The sequence below is a fragment of the Pseudescherichia sp. genome (assembly GCF_031987975.1).
Classification (GTDB): Bacteria; Pseudomonadota; Gammaproteobacteria; order Enterobacterales; family Enterobacteriaceae; genus Pseudescherichia.
Genome location: NZ_DALZYX010000001.1, coordinates 590,416 through 605,486 on the forward strand (window position 1 = coordinate 590,416; position 15,071 = coordinate 605,486).

General features: G+C 52.1%; 15 protein-coding genes and 3 tRNA genes. 5 read left to right on the forward strand and 13 right to left on the reverse strand.

What is annotated here, in order from left to right; translation table 11 throughout:
* Positions 1 to 77: 77 nt before the first annotated feature.
* Both RTN40_RS02940 and RTN40_RS02945 read right to left on the reverse strand, forming a co-directional pair.
* Entirely contained in the window at positions 78 to 1,067 is a 990-nt protein-coding gene (locus RTN40_RS02940) for an arabinose ABC transporter substrate-binding protein (RefSeq protein ID WP_312227117.1), read from the reverse strand.
* 330 nt (positions 1,068 to 1,397) lie between these two features.
* Positions 1,398 to 1,955: a DJ-1/PfpI family protein gene (locus tag RTN40_RS02945; protein ID WP_312227118.1), complete on the reverse strand. Its 558-nt coding sequence runs from the start codon at positions 1,953 to 1,955 to the stop codon at positions 1,398 to 1,400.
* A gap of 208 nt (positions 1,956 to 2,163) precedes the next feature.
* Between RTN40_RS02945 and RTN40_RS02950 the strand changes: the two genes are divergently transcribed.
* Positions 2,164 to 2,667 carry a non-heme ferritin-like protein gene (locus tag RTN40_RS02950; protein ID WP_312227119.1) on the forward strand — a complete coding sequence of 168 codons (504 nt, stop codon included), beginning with the start codon at positions 2,164 to 2,166 and terminating at the stop codon, positions 2,665 to 2,667.
* Positions 2,668 to 2,823: 156 nt separating this feature from the next.
* On the opposite strand, the gene RTN40_RS02955 is transcribed toward RTN40_RS02950, so the two are convergent.
* Positions 2,824 to 3,075 carry a DUF2766 family protein gene (locus RTN40_RS02955; protein ID WP_312227120.1) on the reverse strand — a complete coding sequence of 84 codons (252 nt, stop codon included), beginning with the start codon at positions 3,073 to 3,075 and terminating at the stop codon, positions 2,824 to 2,826.
* A 66-nt stretch (positions 3,076 to 3,141) separates the two neighbouring features.
* The gene (gene azuC / locus RTN40_RS02960; RefSeq protein ID WP_312227216.1) at positions 3,142 to 3,225 is read right to left on the reverse strand and encodes a stress response protein AzuC; all 84 of its coding nucleotides are present in this window, start codon (positions 3,223 to 3,225) and stop codon (positions 3,142 to 3,144) included.
* A 215-nt stretch (positions 3,226 to 3,440) separates the two neighbouring features.
* Between azuC and RTN40_RS02965 the strand changes: the two genes are divergently transcribed.
* Positions 3,441 to 4,862: an MFS transporter gene (locus RTN40_RS02965; protein WP_312227121.1), complete on the forward strand. Its 1,422-nt coding sequence runs from the start codon at positions 3,441 to 3,443 to the stop codon at positions 4,860 to 4,862.
* Positions 4,863 to 4,904: 42 nt separating this feature from the next.
* Here RTN40_RS02965 and RTN40_RS02970 read toward each other — a convergent pair whose 3' ends face one another.
* Complete coding sequence (locus tag RTN40_RS02970) at positions 4,905 to 5,543, reverse strand: RpiB/LacA/LacB family sugar-phosphate isomerase (protein WP_312227122.1); 639 nt, start codon at positions 5,541 to 5,543, stop codon at positions 4,905 to 4,907.
* 258 nt (positions 5,544 to 5,801) lie between these two features.
* Here RTN40_RS02970 and yecR point away from each other — a divergent pair, with 258 nt between their 5' ends.
* The 3 genes from yecR to tyrP all read left to right on the forward strand — a co-directional run bounded on the left by yecR (position 5,802) and on the right by tyrP (position 8,246).
* Positions 5,802 to 6,140 carry a YecR family lipoprotein gene (yecR, locus tag RTN40_RS02975; RefSeq protein ID WP_312227123.1) on the forward strand — a complete coding sequence of 113 codons (339 nt, stop codon included), beginning with the start codon at positions 5,802 to 5,804 and terminating at the stop codon, positions 6,138 to 6,140.
* A 196-nt stretch (positions 6,141 to 6,336) separates the two neighbouring features.
* Positions 6,337 to 6,834, forward strand: coding sequence for a non-heme ferritin (gene ftnA, locus RTN40_RS02980; protein WP_312227124.1), 498 nt, complete (start codon positions 6,337 to 6,339; stop codon positions 6,832 to 6,834).
* Between the two features lie 200 nt (positions 6,835 to 7,034).
* Positions 7,035 to 8,246, forward strand: a complete 1,212-nt coding sequence (tyrP, locus tag RTN40_RS02985; protein ID WP_312227125.1) for a tyrosine transporter TyrP — start codon at positions 7,035 to 7,037, stop codon at positions 8,244 to 8,246.
* 37 nt (positions 8,247 to 8,283) lie between these two features.
* On the opposite strand, the gene RTN40_RS02990 is transcribed toward tyrP, so the two are convergent.
* From RTN40_RS02990 to pgsA, 8 genes are all read right to left on the reverse strand, one after another.
* The gene (locus tag RTN40_RS02990; protein ID WP_312227126.1) at positions 8,284 to 8,949 is read right to left on the reverse strand and encodes a YecA family protein; all 666 of its coding nucleotides are present in this window, start codon (positions 8,947 to 8,949) and stop codon (positions 8,284 to 8,286) included.
* Positions 8,950 to 9,147: 198 nt separating this feature from the next.
* Positions 9,148 to 9,765 carry a hypothetical protein gene (locus RTN40_RS02995; RefSeq protein WP_312227127.1) on the reverse strand — a complete coding sequence of 206 codons (618 nt, stop codon included), beginning with the start codon at positions 9,763 to 9,765 and terminating at the stop codon, positions 9,148 to 9,150.
* Positions 9,758 to 11,644 carry a hypothetical protein gene (locus RTN40_RS03000; protein ID WP_312227128.1) on the reverse strand — a complete coding sequence of 629 codons (1,887 nt, stop codon included), beginning with the start codon at positions 11,642 to 11,644 and terminating at the stop codon, positions 9,758 to 9,760. Before RTN40_RS03000 ends, RTN40_RS02995 begins: the two co-directional genes overlap by 8 nt.
* Positions 11,613 to 13,700, reverse strand: coding sequence for a hypothetical protein (locus RTN40_RS03005; protein WP_312227129.1), 2,088 nt, complete (start codon positions 13,698 to 13,700; stop codon positions 11,613 to 11,615). Before RTN40_RS03005 ends, RTN40_RS03000 begins: the two co-directional genes overlap by 32 nt.
* Before the next feature lie 305 nt (positions 13,701 to 14,005).
* A tRNA-Leu gene (locus RTN40_RS03010) sits at positions 14,006 to 14,092 on the reverse strand.
* 12 nt (positions 14,093 to 14,104) lie between these two features.
* Positions 14,105 to 14,178 (reverse strand) — tRNA-Cys (locus tag RTN40_RS03015).
* 64 nt (positions 14,179 to 14,242) lie between these two features.
* Positions 14,243 to 14,318: transfer RNA gene (locus RTN40_RS03020), tRNA-Gly, on the reverse strand.
* 149 nt (positions 14,319 to 14,467) lie between these two features.
* Positions 14,468 to 15,016: a CDP-diacylglycerol--glycerol-3-phosphate 3-phosphatidyltransferase gene (gene pgsA / locus RTN40_RS03025; protein WP_312227130.1), complete on the reverse strand. Its 549-nt coding sequence runs from the start codon at positions 15,014 to 15,016 to the stop codon at positions 14,468 to 14,470.
* Positions 15,017 to 15,071: the final 55 nt, after the last annotated feature.

Sequence of the window (15,071 nt, forward strand, 5' to 3'; positions counted from 1 at the left end):
GTGACGCATTGATGGTACGACTGGCCCTTCACCCCGCGCTAAAAGCGAATAATGAAGGGCGCAACCAACGGCGAGAATTACTTCACGCCTAGCCCTTTCTTCGCTAACTCATCTTTGAAGTTGTCGCGGGTGATCAGCACCACGTCGGTAACCGCAGTGAACTTGGGCGGCTCAACGCCTTTTTCCACCCAGTTGTAGAGCATTTCACTGGTTTTATAGCCGTGAACGTCCGGGCTTGGCAGCAGCGAGCCGTAGAAGCCAGTACCCTGGGCTTTGGACAGTTCGCTTACGGCATCAACGCCATTGATGCCGATACCAATCACGTCAGCAGCTTTAAAGCCCTGCCCTTCGGTAGCACGCACGCCACCCAGCACGGTGTTATCGTTCATGCCGACCACCAGCCAGTGTTTCACTTCTGGATGCTGAACCAGCAGGGAGTTACCGGCATCGAACGCGCCGGGAATATCGTTTGATTTAGTCGGAACCTTATAGATCTGTTTTTCCGGGAAGCCCGCGGCTTTCAGGGCATCCATCGAGCCAGAGGTGCGGCGACGGGCAGTATCCAGTTCATCGGCGGTGATGGCCATAACGCCGGTCTCTTTCACATCCCAGCCGCGTTTTTGCATCTCTTTATACAGCTCCTGCCCCTGGCGCGCGCCAATCTCGCTGGCGGCCATCATCACCAGCGGCACGCTCTCCATCGGCTGCCCCTTGGCGTTGACGAACTGATCGTCCACGGCAATGACCTTCATGTCATAGCCGCGCGCTTTAGCAACAATCGCCGAGCCAAGTTTGGGATCCGGGGTACAGATTACGAAGCCTTTCGCCCCGCTGGCGGCCAGGCTATCGATGGCGTTCAGCGTCTTTTCACCGTCCGGTACGGCAATTTTAATGACTTCAAAACCTAAATCTTTACCTGCCTTATCGGCAAATTTCCACTCGGTCTGGAACCACGGCTCTTCCGGCTGCTTGACCAGAAAACCGAGCTTCATATTTTCGGCGATAGCGGATTGTGACATAACGGCAGCTAAACCAATTGCCGCCAGCGCTTTAGTGAATTTGTGCATGGTTAACTCCAGCTTTAACACTTTTTTATGTAGGGAATGAGAGTTTATTAGCTGTCTAATCAGCCTTAAAACAAGGCATTAGCACACGACTATCAGGAGATGCTATTGCTGAGGTGTAGTTTTAGCGGGAAATTAATCCTCCATAGGAGAGCGCCATCACACCGCAGAATTACAGTAAAAGCGTGCATAAATTCAGCGAATATCTTCATAAGAATTGGCGTATTTGTCAGACAAATCCATGGAGGTATAGCAGGATTGTCCATCAGGCCAGCCAGCTAATCCTTGTGGCCTGAATGGAAGGTCTTCGCGTTGAGGGAGCAGAGCGGGCAGCTATAGCGGATAGTAGATGTGATCCGCGTGGTCGCGCACTGGCGTATCGTCTCCTAAAAGGCGCGTCGAGATGGCAAAGGCAAAATCAAATACCCGACCTAATCCTTTACCGCTGATCAGGTTGCTGTCCTCGACCACAGCAGCATCGACATAGTGACCGTCGGTTACGGCTTCATGCAGATCCCCGGAGCAGACGTAGCGCCGCCCTTTCAGCAGGCCGTTGCCCCCCAGCACTCGGGCGGCTGCCGAGCAGATAGGACAGATCAGCTTTTCCGCCTCGTCATGGCGGGTCACGAAGGCAATGACCTCTGCGCTAGCGGCGAGGTTAACACTTCCCTCCGGCCCGCCGGGCAGTACCACGGCATCGTAGAGCGTCTCCAGCCGTTCGCTCAGTGTCGCATCAGCCACCATAGGAATAGCGTGGTAGCTCACCACGGCACGGGATGTAGCGCAGGCCAACGTTTCGACCTCAATATGTAAGCGGCGCAGTATATCAATAGTCACGATGGCCTCCGCCTCTTCAAAACCGGGGGCCAGCAGCACAGCAACTCGTTTCATCTCCAACTCCTTAATATTTAACGATACCGTCGCAATAAACATTCACCAGTAAATGTAACTAACTATTTTTATTGAGATTATTCTTTTTCATCGCCAGAAAGTGTCTGCTGGATCACATTTGTTAGATCAATAAATCTTTACGATCGCTGTGTCGAAGCAGTACGGCTGGCATTAACCGCAGCCCCATCCAGGACAGAAGGAGGTCATTATGGCGACTCTCGGCATGGCACAAAAACTCAACTCGCAGGTTAACCTTGAGTTTCAGGCATCCAACCTCTGCCTCTCATTAAGTGAATGGTGTTCACAGCATAATCTACCGGGTTCGGCGACGTTTTTGCGCACCCAGGCGCAGGAGAAGGTCAATCTTACAATGCGCGTGTTCGATTTTATGAAGCGCGCCGGTGCCTACCCTATTCTGAAAGCTCGGGAAAATCCTCATCAAGATTACAATTCGTTAGAGGAGCTATTTCAGAAGGCGCTTGAAGAGTACAACGTGCGGTGTGAAATGCTGACGCAGCTGAGCGAAGAGGCGAAAGCAGTGAAGGATGAGAAAACGCTTAACTTTTTGCGCGAGCTGGAAAAAGCGGAGCAGCAGGATGGTCTGCTGCTGCAGCTGTTAATCAGTGAGATTCATCGTTCGCTACGCGAAGGGAAAAATATTGCCCAGACCGATCGCGCCCTGCTTAACGTGGTGAACTGCCGCAGGCACTAATATTTTTTCACCCTAACCTTATCGGCGGGAGGCCCCTCCCGCCACCCTGCCCCAGCCACTGAGCATTCACGCTGGCTCAGCGCTGCTGCCGCCCAAGAAAACATCTGTTTGAAAATACCAAAACAAAGGTTTACTTTATTTGCCTGTATTTACGCTTTAGTGCGTCTCTTCCTGCGGCGTAAATTTCAGCTCTATTAAGGCAATGGCTTTCTGAATTGCACGCCGGGTGACCGGGTCTGCCGCTGCCGGATGCGTCGCAAAGTCGATGGTTTTAAGCTGGTTAGCCATCTTCTCACGCACCTCAACCGGCGCGATGACGTCAATGACGTCGAGGATCTGTTTGATCACCAGCTGGCAGGCGACGACATCGGACACCAGTTCCTGATCGGCGCTAAGATTTTGAGACATAGGTTTCTCCTGAGTTACAGAAACAAAAAAACCTGCCGCAGCAGGTTTTTTATCACAGCAACTTTATTAGAACATAGCGCCCGGCGGTACGTCTTTAAAAGTCTTGCAGTAGGTTTCAAAAATGTTTTTCAGGATCTTGCGCAATTTCATGTTTTGCTCCGGCTATTTTGTTATGCAGGTGTTACTTATCTATGGAGCGTATAATATGACTTGCATCACAAAAATCAACCACTTTGTGATGAATATCACACCAACTTATCACCGATTATTTTAGTTTTGTAAAAGAAATCGCTGACTAATCCATAGGTTACGACGGTTTCATTTTTTTTAATTATTATAATTTTTTTTGAAATGGCAGACCGATAATGAGTGAAAACACCCTCCCGGAGAAGACGCGGGGCATCTCCCCCGCCGCACTGCTGGTGGCCGGGGCCTTTTTTATGGAGTTTCTCGACGGGACGGTGATAGCGACAGCCCTGCCGGATATGGCCCGGAGCTTTGGTGTCGAGGCGGTGGCGTTAAACATAGGCATTAGCGCCTATCTGATCACCCTTGCGGTACTGATCCCGGCCAGCGGCTGGATAGCCGATCGCTTCGGCGCGCGTAAGGTCTTCACCGCCGCGCTGGCAATCTTCACCCTTGCCTCGGTGTTTTGTGGCCTATCCACCAGCGTGGAGATGTTTGTTGCCATGCGCATTCTGCAAGGGATGGGCGGCGCGCTGATGGTCCCTGTCGGCAGGCTGGCGGTGTTACGCACCACACCCAAACATCTGCTGATCACCGCCATCGCCACACTCACCTGGCCCGCGCTGGTTGCGCCTATCATCGGCCCGCCGCTAGGGGGCTTTATTACCCGCTACGCCGACTGGCGCTGGATCTTCTTTATCAACGTGCCCATTGGCTTGCTGGCTATCGCCCTGGCGCTGCGCATCATTCCCGATATTCGCGATGACGAGCGCCGACCGTTCGACATTATGGGCTTTCTCTCAACTTCAGTGGCCATGGTGAGCCTGGTGTGCGCCATGGAGATGCTGGGGGGTGAACAGCAGCAGGGTATGTGGACGCTGGGCCTGCTGGCGCTGGGTACGATAACGCTGGTCTATGCGCTGCGCCATTTTCAGCGCGCGCGCTGGCCGATGATCCGCCTTGATGCTATGCAGGTGCCCACCTTTCGCGTCACCATGTACGGCGGGTCGCTGTTTCGCGCCTCCATCAGCGCCGTGCCTTTTTTGCTGCCGCTGATGTTTCAGGTCGGGTTTGGCATGGATCCGTTCCATGCCGGACTGCTGGTGCTGGCAGTTTTTGTGGGTAATCTGACCATCAAGCCAGCCACCACGCCGCTGATCCGCTGGCTCGGCTTTAAAAAGCTGCTGCTGATTAACGGCGCGCTGAACGTGCTGGCTCTGCTGGCCTGCGCCCTTATTACGCCGACGACGCCGGTCTGGGTGATTTTTGTAGTGCTCTACCTTGGCGGGGTCTTTCGCTCGGTACAGTTTACCGGCGTCAGCACGCTGGCCTTCGCCGACGTCCCCTCCGCGCAGATGAGCTACGCCAATACCCTGTTCAGCACCGCTACACAACTGGCGGTCGGGCTGGGTATCACGCTAGGCGCCATCGGGATCCGTCTTGGCGAGAAAGCCAGCGACTGGCTGGCGCTGGACGGCGTGCCCGGCATCAGCTTTCGGCTGGCCTTTGTCTTTATCGCGCTGATCTGTCTGGTGGGGATGGCCGATACGTTCAGGCTGGCTAAGAATGCAGGCAGCGCGGTATCAACCAGGAAACGTTAACGAATTGCCGGGTCAGCCTAGCGCTGCCCGGCGCACGGAGAGTTATGCAAGCACTTCGCGAACAAACGCTTCGATCTCTTTATCCTGGCAGTGTTCAAAGAAGCACTGCTGGAAACGCGGGCCGGAGACGGCGGTTTTCACCAGCTCAGGATCGATTGCGCGCAGGGTGTCAAGATAGTTATCTTTTACCACTGCCGCTTTCACCTGATTAAGGATCCCGGCGTTGCGCACCTGCGGCTCTTTACGCTCAGGCGGGTAGCCTTCGCCTTTGCGACCGGTAAAGGCTTTTTCAAAGATAAAGCGGACGTTCAGCTCTGCACCCCAGCCGAAGCCTTTGGCGAACGGCAGCGACAGCGCATTGCCGTTATTGATTTGGGCAAACAGGAAGGCATCGGCAGGATCGATACAGTAGCCGCAGTTCACGCCTGGGTGGATGTTCAGCGACATCAGCGCGCCCTGGCCGGTACCACAGCCGGCAACCACAAAATCAACCGCCTTTGAGTTCAGCAGAATGCTGGCCATAATGCCCAGATGGATATAGGTCAGGTGGTGGTCGTTCTCATCGCTCATCCCGACGTTGAAAACCGGAAAACCTTTCTCGTCAGCGACGGTTTTCAGCTCGTTGAGGATGGTGGCGTTTTTGGCAGCCTGGCTATTTTCCATCATCAGTGCAATTTTCATTCTCTCTTCTCCTGAAAGCGTTGCGGGGGATCCCGTCATAAAGGGCTAATCAGGATAAACCTTACTACCTGACAAACATACTTTCAAATTTAGTGAAAAATGGTTTTAAAAATTTGAGATGCGGTCACAGTTTTACTTCCATAGGGTTCTTCTCTTTACCGTTGCGATTAGAGAAGTAAGAATCTTTGGCTATTCCGGGCATTGCCGAACAAGGCAGCCTGTAGGATGAGATCATCGAAACTGAATCAGAGCGTTTGCATGAAGAGACTCCTCCTTGCCGCTTCGTTGATGCTGCTTGCCGGATGCACCATCACGAAGGAACCTGAAGTCACCGACGTTAACCCGGCCACAGGTCTGGTGCGACTGCATTTTAACGAGGCGATGTTGCAGACAGCACGCTATGACGACTATACCACCCAGGGAACGGCTAATCGCCAGTGTCAGCAGATAGGCTATGCCACCGCCATTGCTTTCGGCCAGCCGGTTAAAACCTGTAGCGTGATAAGCGGATCGCTGTGCCTGAACGAAACCGTCACGATTCAATACCAGTGCCAGGGACGCGCCGTCAGCTATACCCCGGCGGGCGTCTACTATTAATTCGATAAGCCAGCGCTACGGCGCTGGTAAATAATAAGAACAACGATTCTCATTTATATATTAAATAAGCGCCAATGCGTGTTATTCCCATTCGTATTTTTAAAAAGAACTTTTTTATTTTACCTTTTGCAAATAATTTAATAACAAATTATAGTGGCGGCACGTAATTCTTCCCCGCCTGTTATGGAATAACACCATGCTTAAACATGAAATGATTGAACAGCTCAACGAGCAGATGAATCTTGAACTTTACTCCTCTTTGCTTTATCAGCAGATGAGCGCCTGGTGTAGCTATAACAGCTTTGAAGGTGCCGCTGCGTTTCTGCGTCGCCATGCGCAGGAGGAGATGACCCACATGCAGCGCCTGTTTGACTACCTGACCGATACCGGCAGCCTGCCGCGCATTAATACCGTTCCGACGCCATTCGCTGAGTATGCCTCGCTGGATGAACTGTTTCGCGCCACCTACGAGCATGAACAGCTAATAAGTCGCCAGATTAATGCCCTGGCCCATTTCGCAATGACCAACCAGGATTATCCGACCTTTAATTTCCTGCAATGGTATGTGGCCGAGCAGCACGAAGAAGAGAAGTTATTCAAATCAGTTATCGATAAGCTTTCGCTGGCCGGTAAAAGTGGCGAAGGACTCTATTTCATTGATAAAGAGCTTTCCACTCTCGACGTACAAAACTAATTATTCGGGCGGTGCCATGCACCGCCTTAATTAACTCTGATTTACCTTAGCTATTAATTTTTTACCCCGCACATAATATACCCTCTAAAAAAACGTATCATTATCTTTACAGTGCTTGTAACGGTGGTTTGACGTCGACGCTGTTTTGCCTTACTCTGCGCCGCACAATTTTGGTGCGCAGTTCAGGTGTAAAAAGAAGCGTGAAAAACAGGACTTTTGGCAGTATGTTTATCGTTGCCGGGACCACGATTGGTGCCGGTATGCTGGCGATGCCGCTGGCCGCCGCGGGCGTTGGTTTTGGCGTAACGCTGGCGTTACTATTTTGCCTGTGGGGGCTGATGTGCTACACCGCCCTGCTGCTGCTGGAGGTCTACCAGCACGTTCCGGCCGATACCGGTCTCGGGACGTTGGCCCGCCGTTACCTTGGACGCTATGGACAATGGGCCACCGGGTTTAGCATGCTGTTTTTGATGTATGCCCTGACGGCGGCCTACATGAGCGGCGCGGGGGAGCTTCTGGCCTCCAGCCTGAGTGAGTGGCTGAGCCTCTCCGTATCCCCCACCACCGGCGTCCTGCTGTTTACCCTGGTCGCTGGCGGCGTAGTCTGCATCGGCACCGCGCTGGTGGATCTTTTCAACCGTTTTCTATTTAGCGCCAAGCTGATCTTCCTCATCGTAATGCTGGCCCTGCTGATGCCGCACGTGCATAAGGTAAATCTCCTGACGCTGCCGCTTGAGAAGGGACTGGCGCTCTCGGCTATCCCGGTGATTTTTACCTCATTTGGTTTTCACGGCAGCGTGCCGAGCATCGTTAGCTACATGAACGGCAACGTGCAGAAGCTGCGCTGGGTATTTATTACCGGCAGCGCTATTCCGCTGGTGGCCTATATCTTCTGGCAGCTGGCAACCCTGGGCAGCATCGACTCTACGACCTTCTTTGGCCTGATGGCTAACAGCGCCGGGCTTAACGGCCTGTTGCAGGCGCTGCGCGACGTCGTCGCCTCGCCGCACGTAGAGCTGGCGGTGCACCTGTTTGCCGATCTGGCATTGGCAACCTCGTTTCTGGGGGTGACTCTGGGCCTATTTGACTACCTGGCCGATCTCTTCAACCGTCGCAACAACGCAGCGGGCAGGCTACAGACCGGGGCAATTACCTTCTTGCCGCCGCTGGCCTTTGCCCTCTTCTATCCGCGTGGTTTTGTCATGGCGCTGGGGTATGCGGGCGTGGCGCTGGCCGTGCTGGCGCTGCTGATCCCTTCTCTGCTGGCATGGCAGAGCCGCAAGCACACGCCACCGACGGGATACCGCGTTCGGGGCGGTAAACCAGCTCTGCTGCTGGTGCTCTTCTGCGGCGTAGCGGTAATTGCGATTCAGTGTGGTATTGCAGCGGGACTGCTGCCAGAGGTGGGTTAACAAAAAGGGCGCACGATACGGTGCGCCCTTGCAGTTATCAGTGCAGACAGCACTGCTTGTATTTTTTACCGCTGCCGCACGGGCAGGGATCGTTACGTCCTACCTTATCCCCGTTGACGATCGGCTGTTTTACCGCACGCTCCTGCTGATTGTCAGCCCAGTAGTCAAACAGCGCCAACGCAGCAGGTTTCAACGCCTCGACGCTCGCCTCGAAGGCCTCCGGAGTCATCTCTTCCACGCGAGTAAAGTTCTCTTCTTTGCCATGCAGGGCAATGGCCTCCAGCGCAGGCTGTAACGACGCGGGCAGCGAGGACCAGTCGCTGAGCGACACGCCGCGCATATAGCCGAAGCACCACTCTTCAACGATGCTGAGATCCTGGCCTTCAATGGTGCGGGTGCCAAACAGCGGCTCAAACTGTTCCGGATAATCGGCAAGACGCTCGGCAATATCATTCATATGCTGGAACGAGAGCATCATAAAACGCTCCATCTCTTTCTCAGATGACCAGCGTGGTACGTGATTCGCCCCACCCCAGATGGCTACCAGCCACTCGCTTGGCTCAATCTCCGTCGGCGCGCTCAGCACTGCGGTAAGCAGGCCGTCCAGCTCCGCGACATCGACAATCGACGCATCGTTACTGTACTTTGCCAGCACGTCGTCCAGCCACTCCAGCTCTTGCTCATTCAGCGGTCCGGTTTTCATAGTTTACTACCTCAGTTTGGGGCGGGCGCATATGATAGACCATAGCAGATCGCAGAACAAACAAACCAGGAAGCAAGAAAGAGGCTTATTGCAGATAAGCAAAGGATTTTTACTGAATAAAAGTCTACCTCTTTTGATTTAGCCGATGATAGATATTCTGCCGTCTTTTCACCTGTTTCCTTCGACGAGTACAGGCAATCAAATATGCTGCAAAATAAATAGCGCGGCCACGCTTATAAGGATAAGCGTATTCAAAACCGTAAATCCAGCGGCCAGCTTGCCCCAGCGGCGGTTTATCTGTAACTCCGTACGCTGTTTATACTCTAAAGTCAGTAGCTGCTGATGTAGCGCCCCGGTCTCTTCCATGAGTAGTGTTAGCGTTACGTTTTGCGTCTGGAGTTCAGCGCTCTGCTGGAGCAGTTGTTCCAGGATGCGGTGCAGTTGCTGGATCTGCTCCTGATGATGCTTACTGCTCTGCTGCTGGAGGATGTCATGCTGAGCGGCGGTATGTGTTTTGTTCTCCGCCAGACTACTCAGTAAAGTACGACAAAGCGTTTGGGTATCATCGTTGGCATCAGTAAGTTCTCGGGTCTGCTCATCAAGCTTGTCGGAAAGTGTCTCAAGCGGCCCATTCAGTTTTTTAAAATCAGCGGTTAGTTTCCGCTCGAGATTAAAGAGCTTAGTATTACTGTCGTCGAGACTCTCTTTCTGCACGTCCAGTTCACGTCGCAAATGCGCCAAAAAAAGATCCTCTACCAGCTGATCCAGTAACTTTTCGTCGTTGGCCGTTTCGGCTACAGCGAGATTTTTATTCAACTTTAATGCTCTCTTCATCTAAGGATTTTACGTAATCAAAATCGTTGTTTAACGCTTTATACATCAGCAGCCAGGCGAGGCGCTCACTGCGGGAGATATGCGGGCTTTTAACGTTACGCTCGATCTCTTGCGCCCGGTTATTTTTTGCCAAAAGAATAACGCTCAGAAATTTTTTACTCTCACGATGCCGTTGAGAATAGTCCGCTAACGATACGTCAAACTCCTGTTTGCGTTGGACGAGCCGTGACTGCATACGCGCCATTTTTCTCAACAGCTCCTCAACGATATGCACCAGCCGACCAGCAGTACGCTCAGCCTTATTAATATTTTTGTTCAGGGCATACTCTTCGGCATCGAACTTAACCATAATACGTGCGTGAAAAAGCGCCGTTAAGCAATTGGCGTCTTTGCGGCATGCCTCATTAATCTCATTCTGATCTTCCCGGCGTGTTTTATCGAGAAAATAGGTATCAAACCAGTAGCCATTCAGTCTGGTTAAGACCCGGTCAAGATTAGACATTTCAGGCACCCTTTCAAGGGGGAGCTGGTAAGTCTCCAGCAGTTCACCCCAGTGTTTGCTGTATGTTTCACGACATTCACAAATCTGAGACTTAAGAGCATCGAGAGACGGCGATGCGTAGTGCGCAATAATCGAAGACGCGCTCGAGTATTCATGAAAATCTTTATTTAACGCATCGTCACGCTTATGCATTAGCGCTTGCTGCTTTGCTTTTAGATTCTGAAGATTAGCGTTATTACGACCCACCCGCTTCTCATACATATCGACACACTCTTCTAAATCCAAGAGTTGCTGACGCAGCGACGCTTTTTCCTTTTCGTAATGCTCCTTTTCAACCTCTATCTGCTGCTGAATAATATGCGGCAGCGCGTAGCCCGTGCGTAAGCGTGAAAGCGGGTTGGTCGCATGGTGCAAAGAGTCGAGCAAATCCTGCAACACGTCCTTTCGCAAATCACGGCACTGGCGGGTAAAGTCGTCGTTTCCAGCATTGATGGCTAACCAGGTGTGGCCGCACTCGACGGGATAGATCAGTTCGCTGATATTTTCAGGCAGGCCCAGCTCCATAGTATTGATTTGTTCTAGCAAAAACGTCCGCATGGCTTTTTTATCAAAACGCTTCTGCTTGATAAGACGCTGGAGTGTGGCATCAGAATAGGCCCTGGTCAGGACAATCTTATAGCGGTGACGTTGCCAGTGCCAGTCGTTCAGCAGAGCATTGTCCAGCTCTTCCGGCTTCAGGAAGGCCAATGAATCGGCCTTGCCGGTTAACAGAACGACGTCAGCAGAGGCCAGATAGCGGCTGGCAAGCTTATTGACATAATACTGCTCGTTGGCATTAGTTGAATGCGTGCCCGGTAAATCCCGTATCAGCAGCTGAGCGCTGCTCTGCTGCTGAGGATCGAAAAAACGGCGCGGCAGGAAAACATCCACGCTATCAAATTCCCTCATCCCCTGCTCGACCTGCTGACGGAAGCTGGCAAAGATAGCCTTCGCCTCCTCGTCGTTAAACCGGGTTGCGCCGTTCTCACGATGGCTGAAATACCAGAAGTCGTCTTTCGCCATGCGGTAGCGGTAGGTTCGGGCCGTGGACATGGTACCCAAATCCTGTTCGCCGCGTAGCAAGGTATTAAGCTCGGTGAAGCGATCGTCACGAATGCCCAGCAGCGTCAGAATCAATGAGGTTTTACCCGCCTGAGCGGGTCCGTATAAGATCACTGAAACCTGCCTGCTGGCATTGTTTGTCGTCTGGATTAGCCGCTGGGCGTCAAACTTTTGCAGGAAATCAACAAAACTCTTTTCCGCCCACCGATAACGTTCCTGGCTAAGATCAGCCCAGGATTTTTCGGACGTGAGTTTCATACAGTTTTGCTTCCTTTTGGGCGGCCGCCAGTTTCTTAATAGCGAGCGTTAACGCGCTGCGATTTGCCAGAGCATCCGTTTCGCCAAACATTTGCTTCAGGTTGTATGCAATATGCTCGCGCAGCTCACCAATCCTATCCTGATAATTGCCGATTACGGTTTGTTCGTTATGGAACGACAGCTCTTCCATCCCACGACGAATGTAGTAAATCTGCGCTTTATCGCTGTCACGAATCACCCCCGTGAGTTGATAGATGCCATAGGCCACGCTAGCAACCAGCGCTGCTTTACCTATAAGCGCCAGCGGAGTGAATCCCCCCTCGCTATTTGGCGTACTTTTACCGTCTACCGTTCCATCTGCCGCATCAGCACCCAAAAAGGCCATCATCGCTGTTTTTATAGGGTGATATTGCTCGCTGCTGGAAAATAGCGCATCAAAAATTTGTTTAGGTTGGATCTCTTCTGCCAATTGCGTTGTACAGGCTGGGTCGAACTGGATGGCCAGTTTAGTGCGAGCGCTCTCCAGCATCAGCGCAGGCATAATCTCTAGCGCCGCGGTGAGATTTTTAGGTGGCGCAATCTGATGCTCTTTGCCCGGTTTTTTAAGCAGCGTGCGCACGCCCGTTATCAGCTCAGGCTCCATTGGCAAATACTGTGTTTGCTTATCCTGAACGAGGTACCCCATTCTCCCGGCTGCGGTGGTCGGCAATAGCTGCTGGTCTTCAACGATAGGCAACAGCCCCTGAGCACGCAGCGCCCGGGTATTCACAGACGTGAGTGCCTTAAAGTTGTGCTCATGGATGCTAACGTCGCTATACGATCTGTTCCAGGCATCGATGATACGTTGGCTACGTTCGTCATCCACTTCCAGACCTCTGAAAGAGAGACGGCGGGCCAAAATTTTAAGGTTATTTTGAAAGCCGACCTCTTCGCTTTTATAGCTCTCTTCACAATACTTAAGTGCATCGGTGAAGTGCTGGCGAGTCTGCTTTTTGATCGCGGCGCGTAATTTTTGCTCATAAGCCGCGGCGGATTCGTCAAAGCTGTCGAGGATCTCATCCACTATAGACTCGCGATGCTGCTGCTTCTCCGCCAAGAGTTTCAAATTATCGATAATTTCGACGACATTTTCGTGAATAAGCTTCATGAAATTATCCAGCGCAATCGCTTCAGATGCGGCGCTGTTGGTAAGCTTACTGGTCACAGTGGCACGCAGTGCATCCACCCAGATATCACTGTTACCAGAACCTGTCGCTACGATATCCTCTTTTTTCATCCCCGCATTGGGGAAAACACGCTCAGCGGCACTGGTTTTGAGCTGGTCGATTTCATGCTCAGTGAGCAACTCTGTCTTGCTGATGACCACTACCGGGCCGCGTTCACTGAAGTTATCTCGTAAATCTTGCAGCACGCCAGATTTGCTGTCATTTGCTAATAGCGAGGCGTCGGTCACGAATATGACGCCACGAGCGTTAACCAGTACGTGGCGCATCATATCTTGCCAGAGATAGTTTTTACTGGTCGTTAATTCATAGCCCGGCAGCAGCGCCCAGGTGATTTGTTCATCGATGAAGGAACTTTTTCTGCTGATCAGCAGCTTAGGATAGAGCAGCTTAAAGCCTGCTTTTTCATAATGACGAATGCTGTTCCAGTCGCGAAGCAGACTCTGAAGCTGCTCTCCACCTTCGCCTTTTTGCGACTCCATTTCACCTGTTTCAAGATTGAGACACTGATAGATCACCTGCGGGAAGTCGGCGGGATCGCCATCCACCTGTTCGATAAAAAGCGGCACTTGTTCGCCACGACCCGGATTGGGGTCTAACCACTCATCATCAATACCGAGAATCTCTTTCGCCAGGGTAGTTTTGCCCGCCCCCTGCATACCGGCGATGGCGTAGATGGACTCCTGCTGTAGAAGTATCGTCAACTCAACCTGACGCAAAATATCAGTGATGTAATCGATATTTTCTTTTTTTTCATTGTTTTCAACAGAGAGTGTCAACGCAGTCAGTAGCGCACCACGAAGATTATGCAAGGTGTTGATATTAATTGACATGAGGAGGTCTTCCCGATGGTTAGTATGCCCTATCACGACACGCTTTCATTTCGACCCTCCCTGGCATCTCGCTGGGTCATCAACCCATTGCAGTTAGCCTGCCCGACATCAGAAATTTACCTTAAGGAACAGTATGATAAGAAGAAAATCGTGATAGGTTCCGGCGCTAATAATGCCATGAAATTGATATTAATAGGAATGTGGTATGACTATTAAAAACAGTAGGTAAATCGCAGGCACAAAAAAACCACCCGGAGGTGGTTTGACGACACTGCTTATTGCTTTGATTATTCTTGTCTTTCCCATGGTACCCGGAGCGGGACTTGAACCCGCACAGCCTTACAGCCGAGGGATTTTAAATCCCTTGTGTCTACCGATTTCACCATCCGGGCTCGGGAGGAAAGTGGAGGCGCGTTCCGGAGTCGAACCGGACTAGACGGATTTGCAATCCGCTACATAACCGCTTTGCTAACGCGCCTTAAATCTTTGTCTTTCGACCTGCACCCGCACTATGCATTGTCACAGTACCGATGCTTTAAATTTGGAGCGGGAAACGAGACTCGAACTCGCGACCCCGACCTTGGCAAGGTCGTGCTCTACCAACTGAGCTATTCCCGCTTATCAGGCGATTATGCTAATCACTTGATTTTACTCTCATCTGGCAAGCTGTGCCGCCGTCTGATGCGATGCATTCTACTTACCTGACGCACTGAGTCAACGATATTTTTTAAAACCAGGAGCGTTTGCTGAAAATTAAGCCGAAACGATCACTGTTCCAGCAGATCGCCCCGCGCCGCGTTTAAATACTGGAACATGGACCACAGGGTCAGCACCGCAGCAACCCACAACAGGCCAATTCCCGCCCACTCTACCCAGGCGTTTGGCCGCCAAAGCATCCATACCAGCGAAGTCATCTGCGCGGTGGTTTTCACTTTTCCAATCCATGATACCGCCACGCTGCTGCGCTTGCCCAGCTCCGCCATCCACTCACGCAGGGCGGAGATGATGATCTCACGAGCGATCATGGTGGCGGCAGGCAGCGTGACCCACCAGGTGTGGTAGTGTTCGGCCACCAGCACCATGGCGATGGCCACCATCACCTTATCCGCCACCGGGTCGAGGAATGCCCCGAAACGGGTGCTCTGGTTCCAGCGGCGGGCCAGATAACCATCAAACCAGTCGGTTACCGCAGCAACGAGAAAAATCAGTGCACATGCGAAAGGAGCCCAGACCACCGGCAGATAAAACGCCACCACAAAGAACGGGATCAGGATGACACGAAAAAGCGTGAGCAACGTTGGGATATTGTATCGCATAGTGGCAGGTAACTGTCTGTTGTCAGTAAAAATTAGCCCTATGTTGCTACAGAGC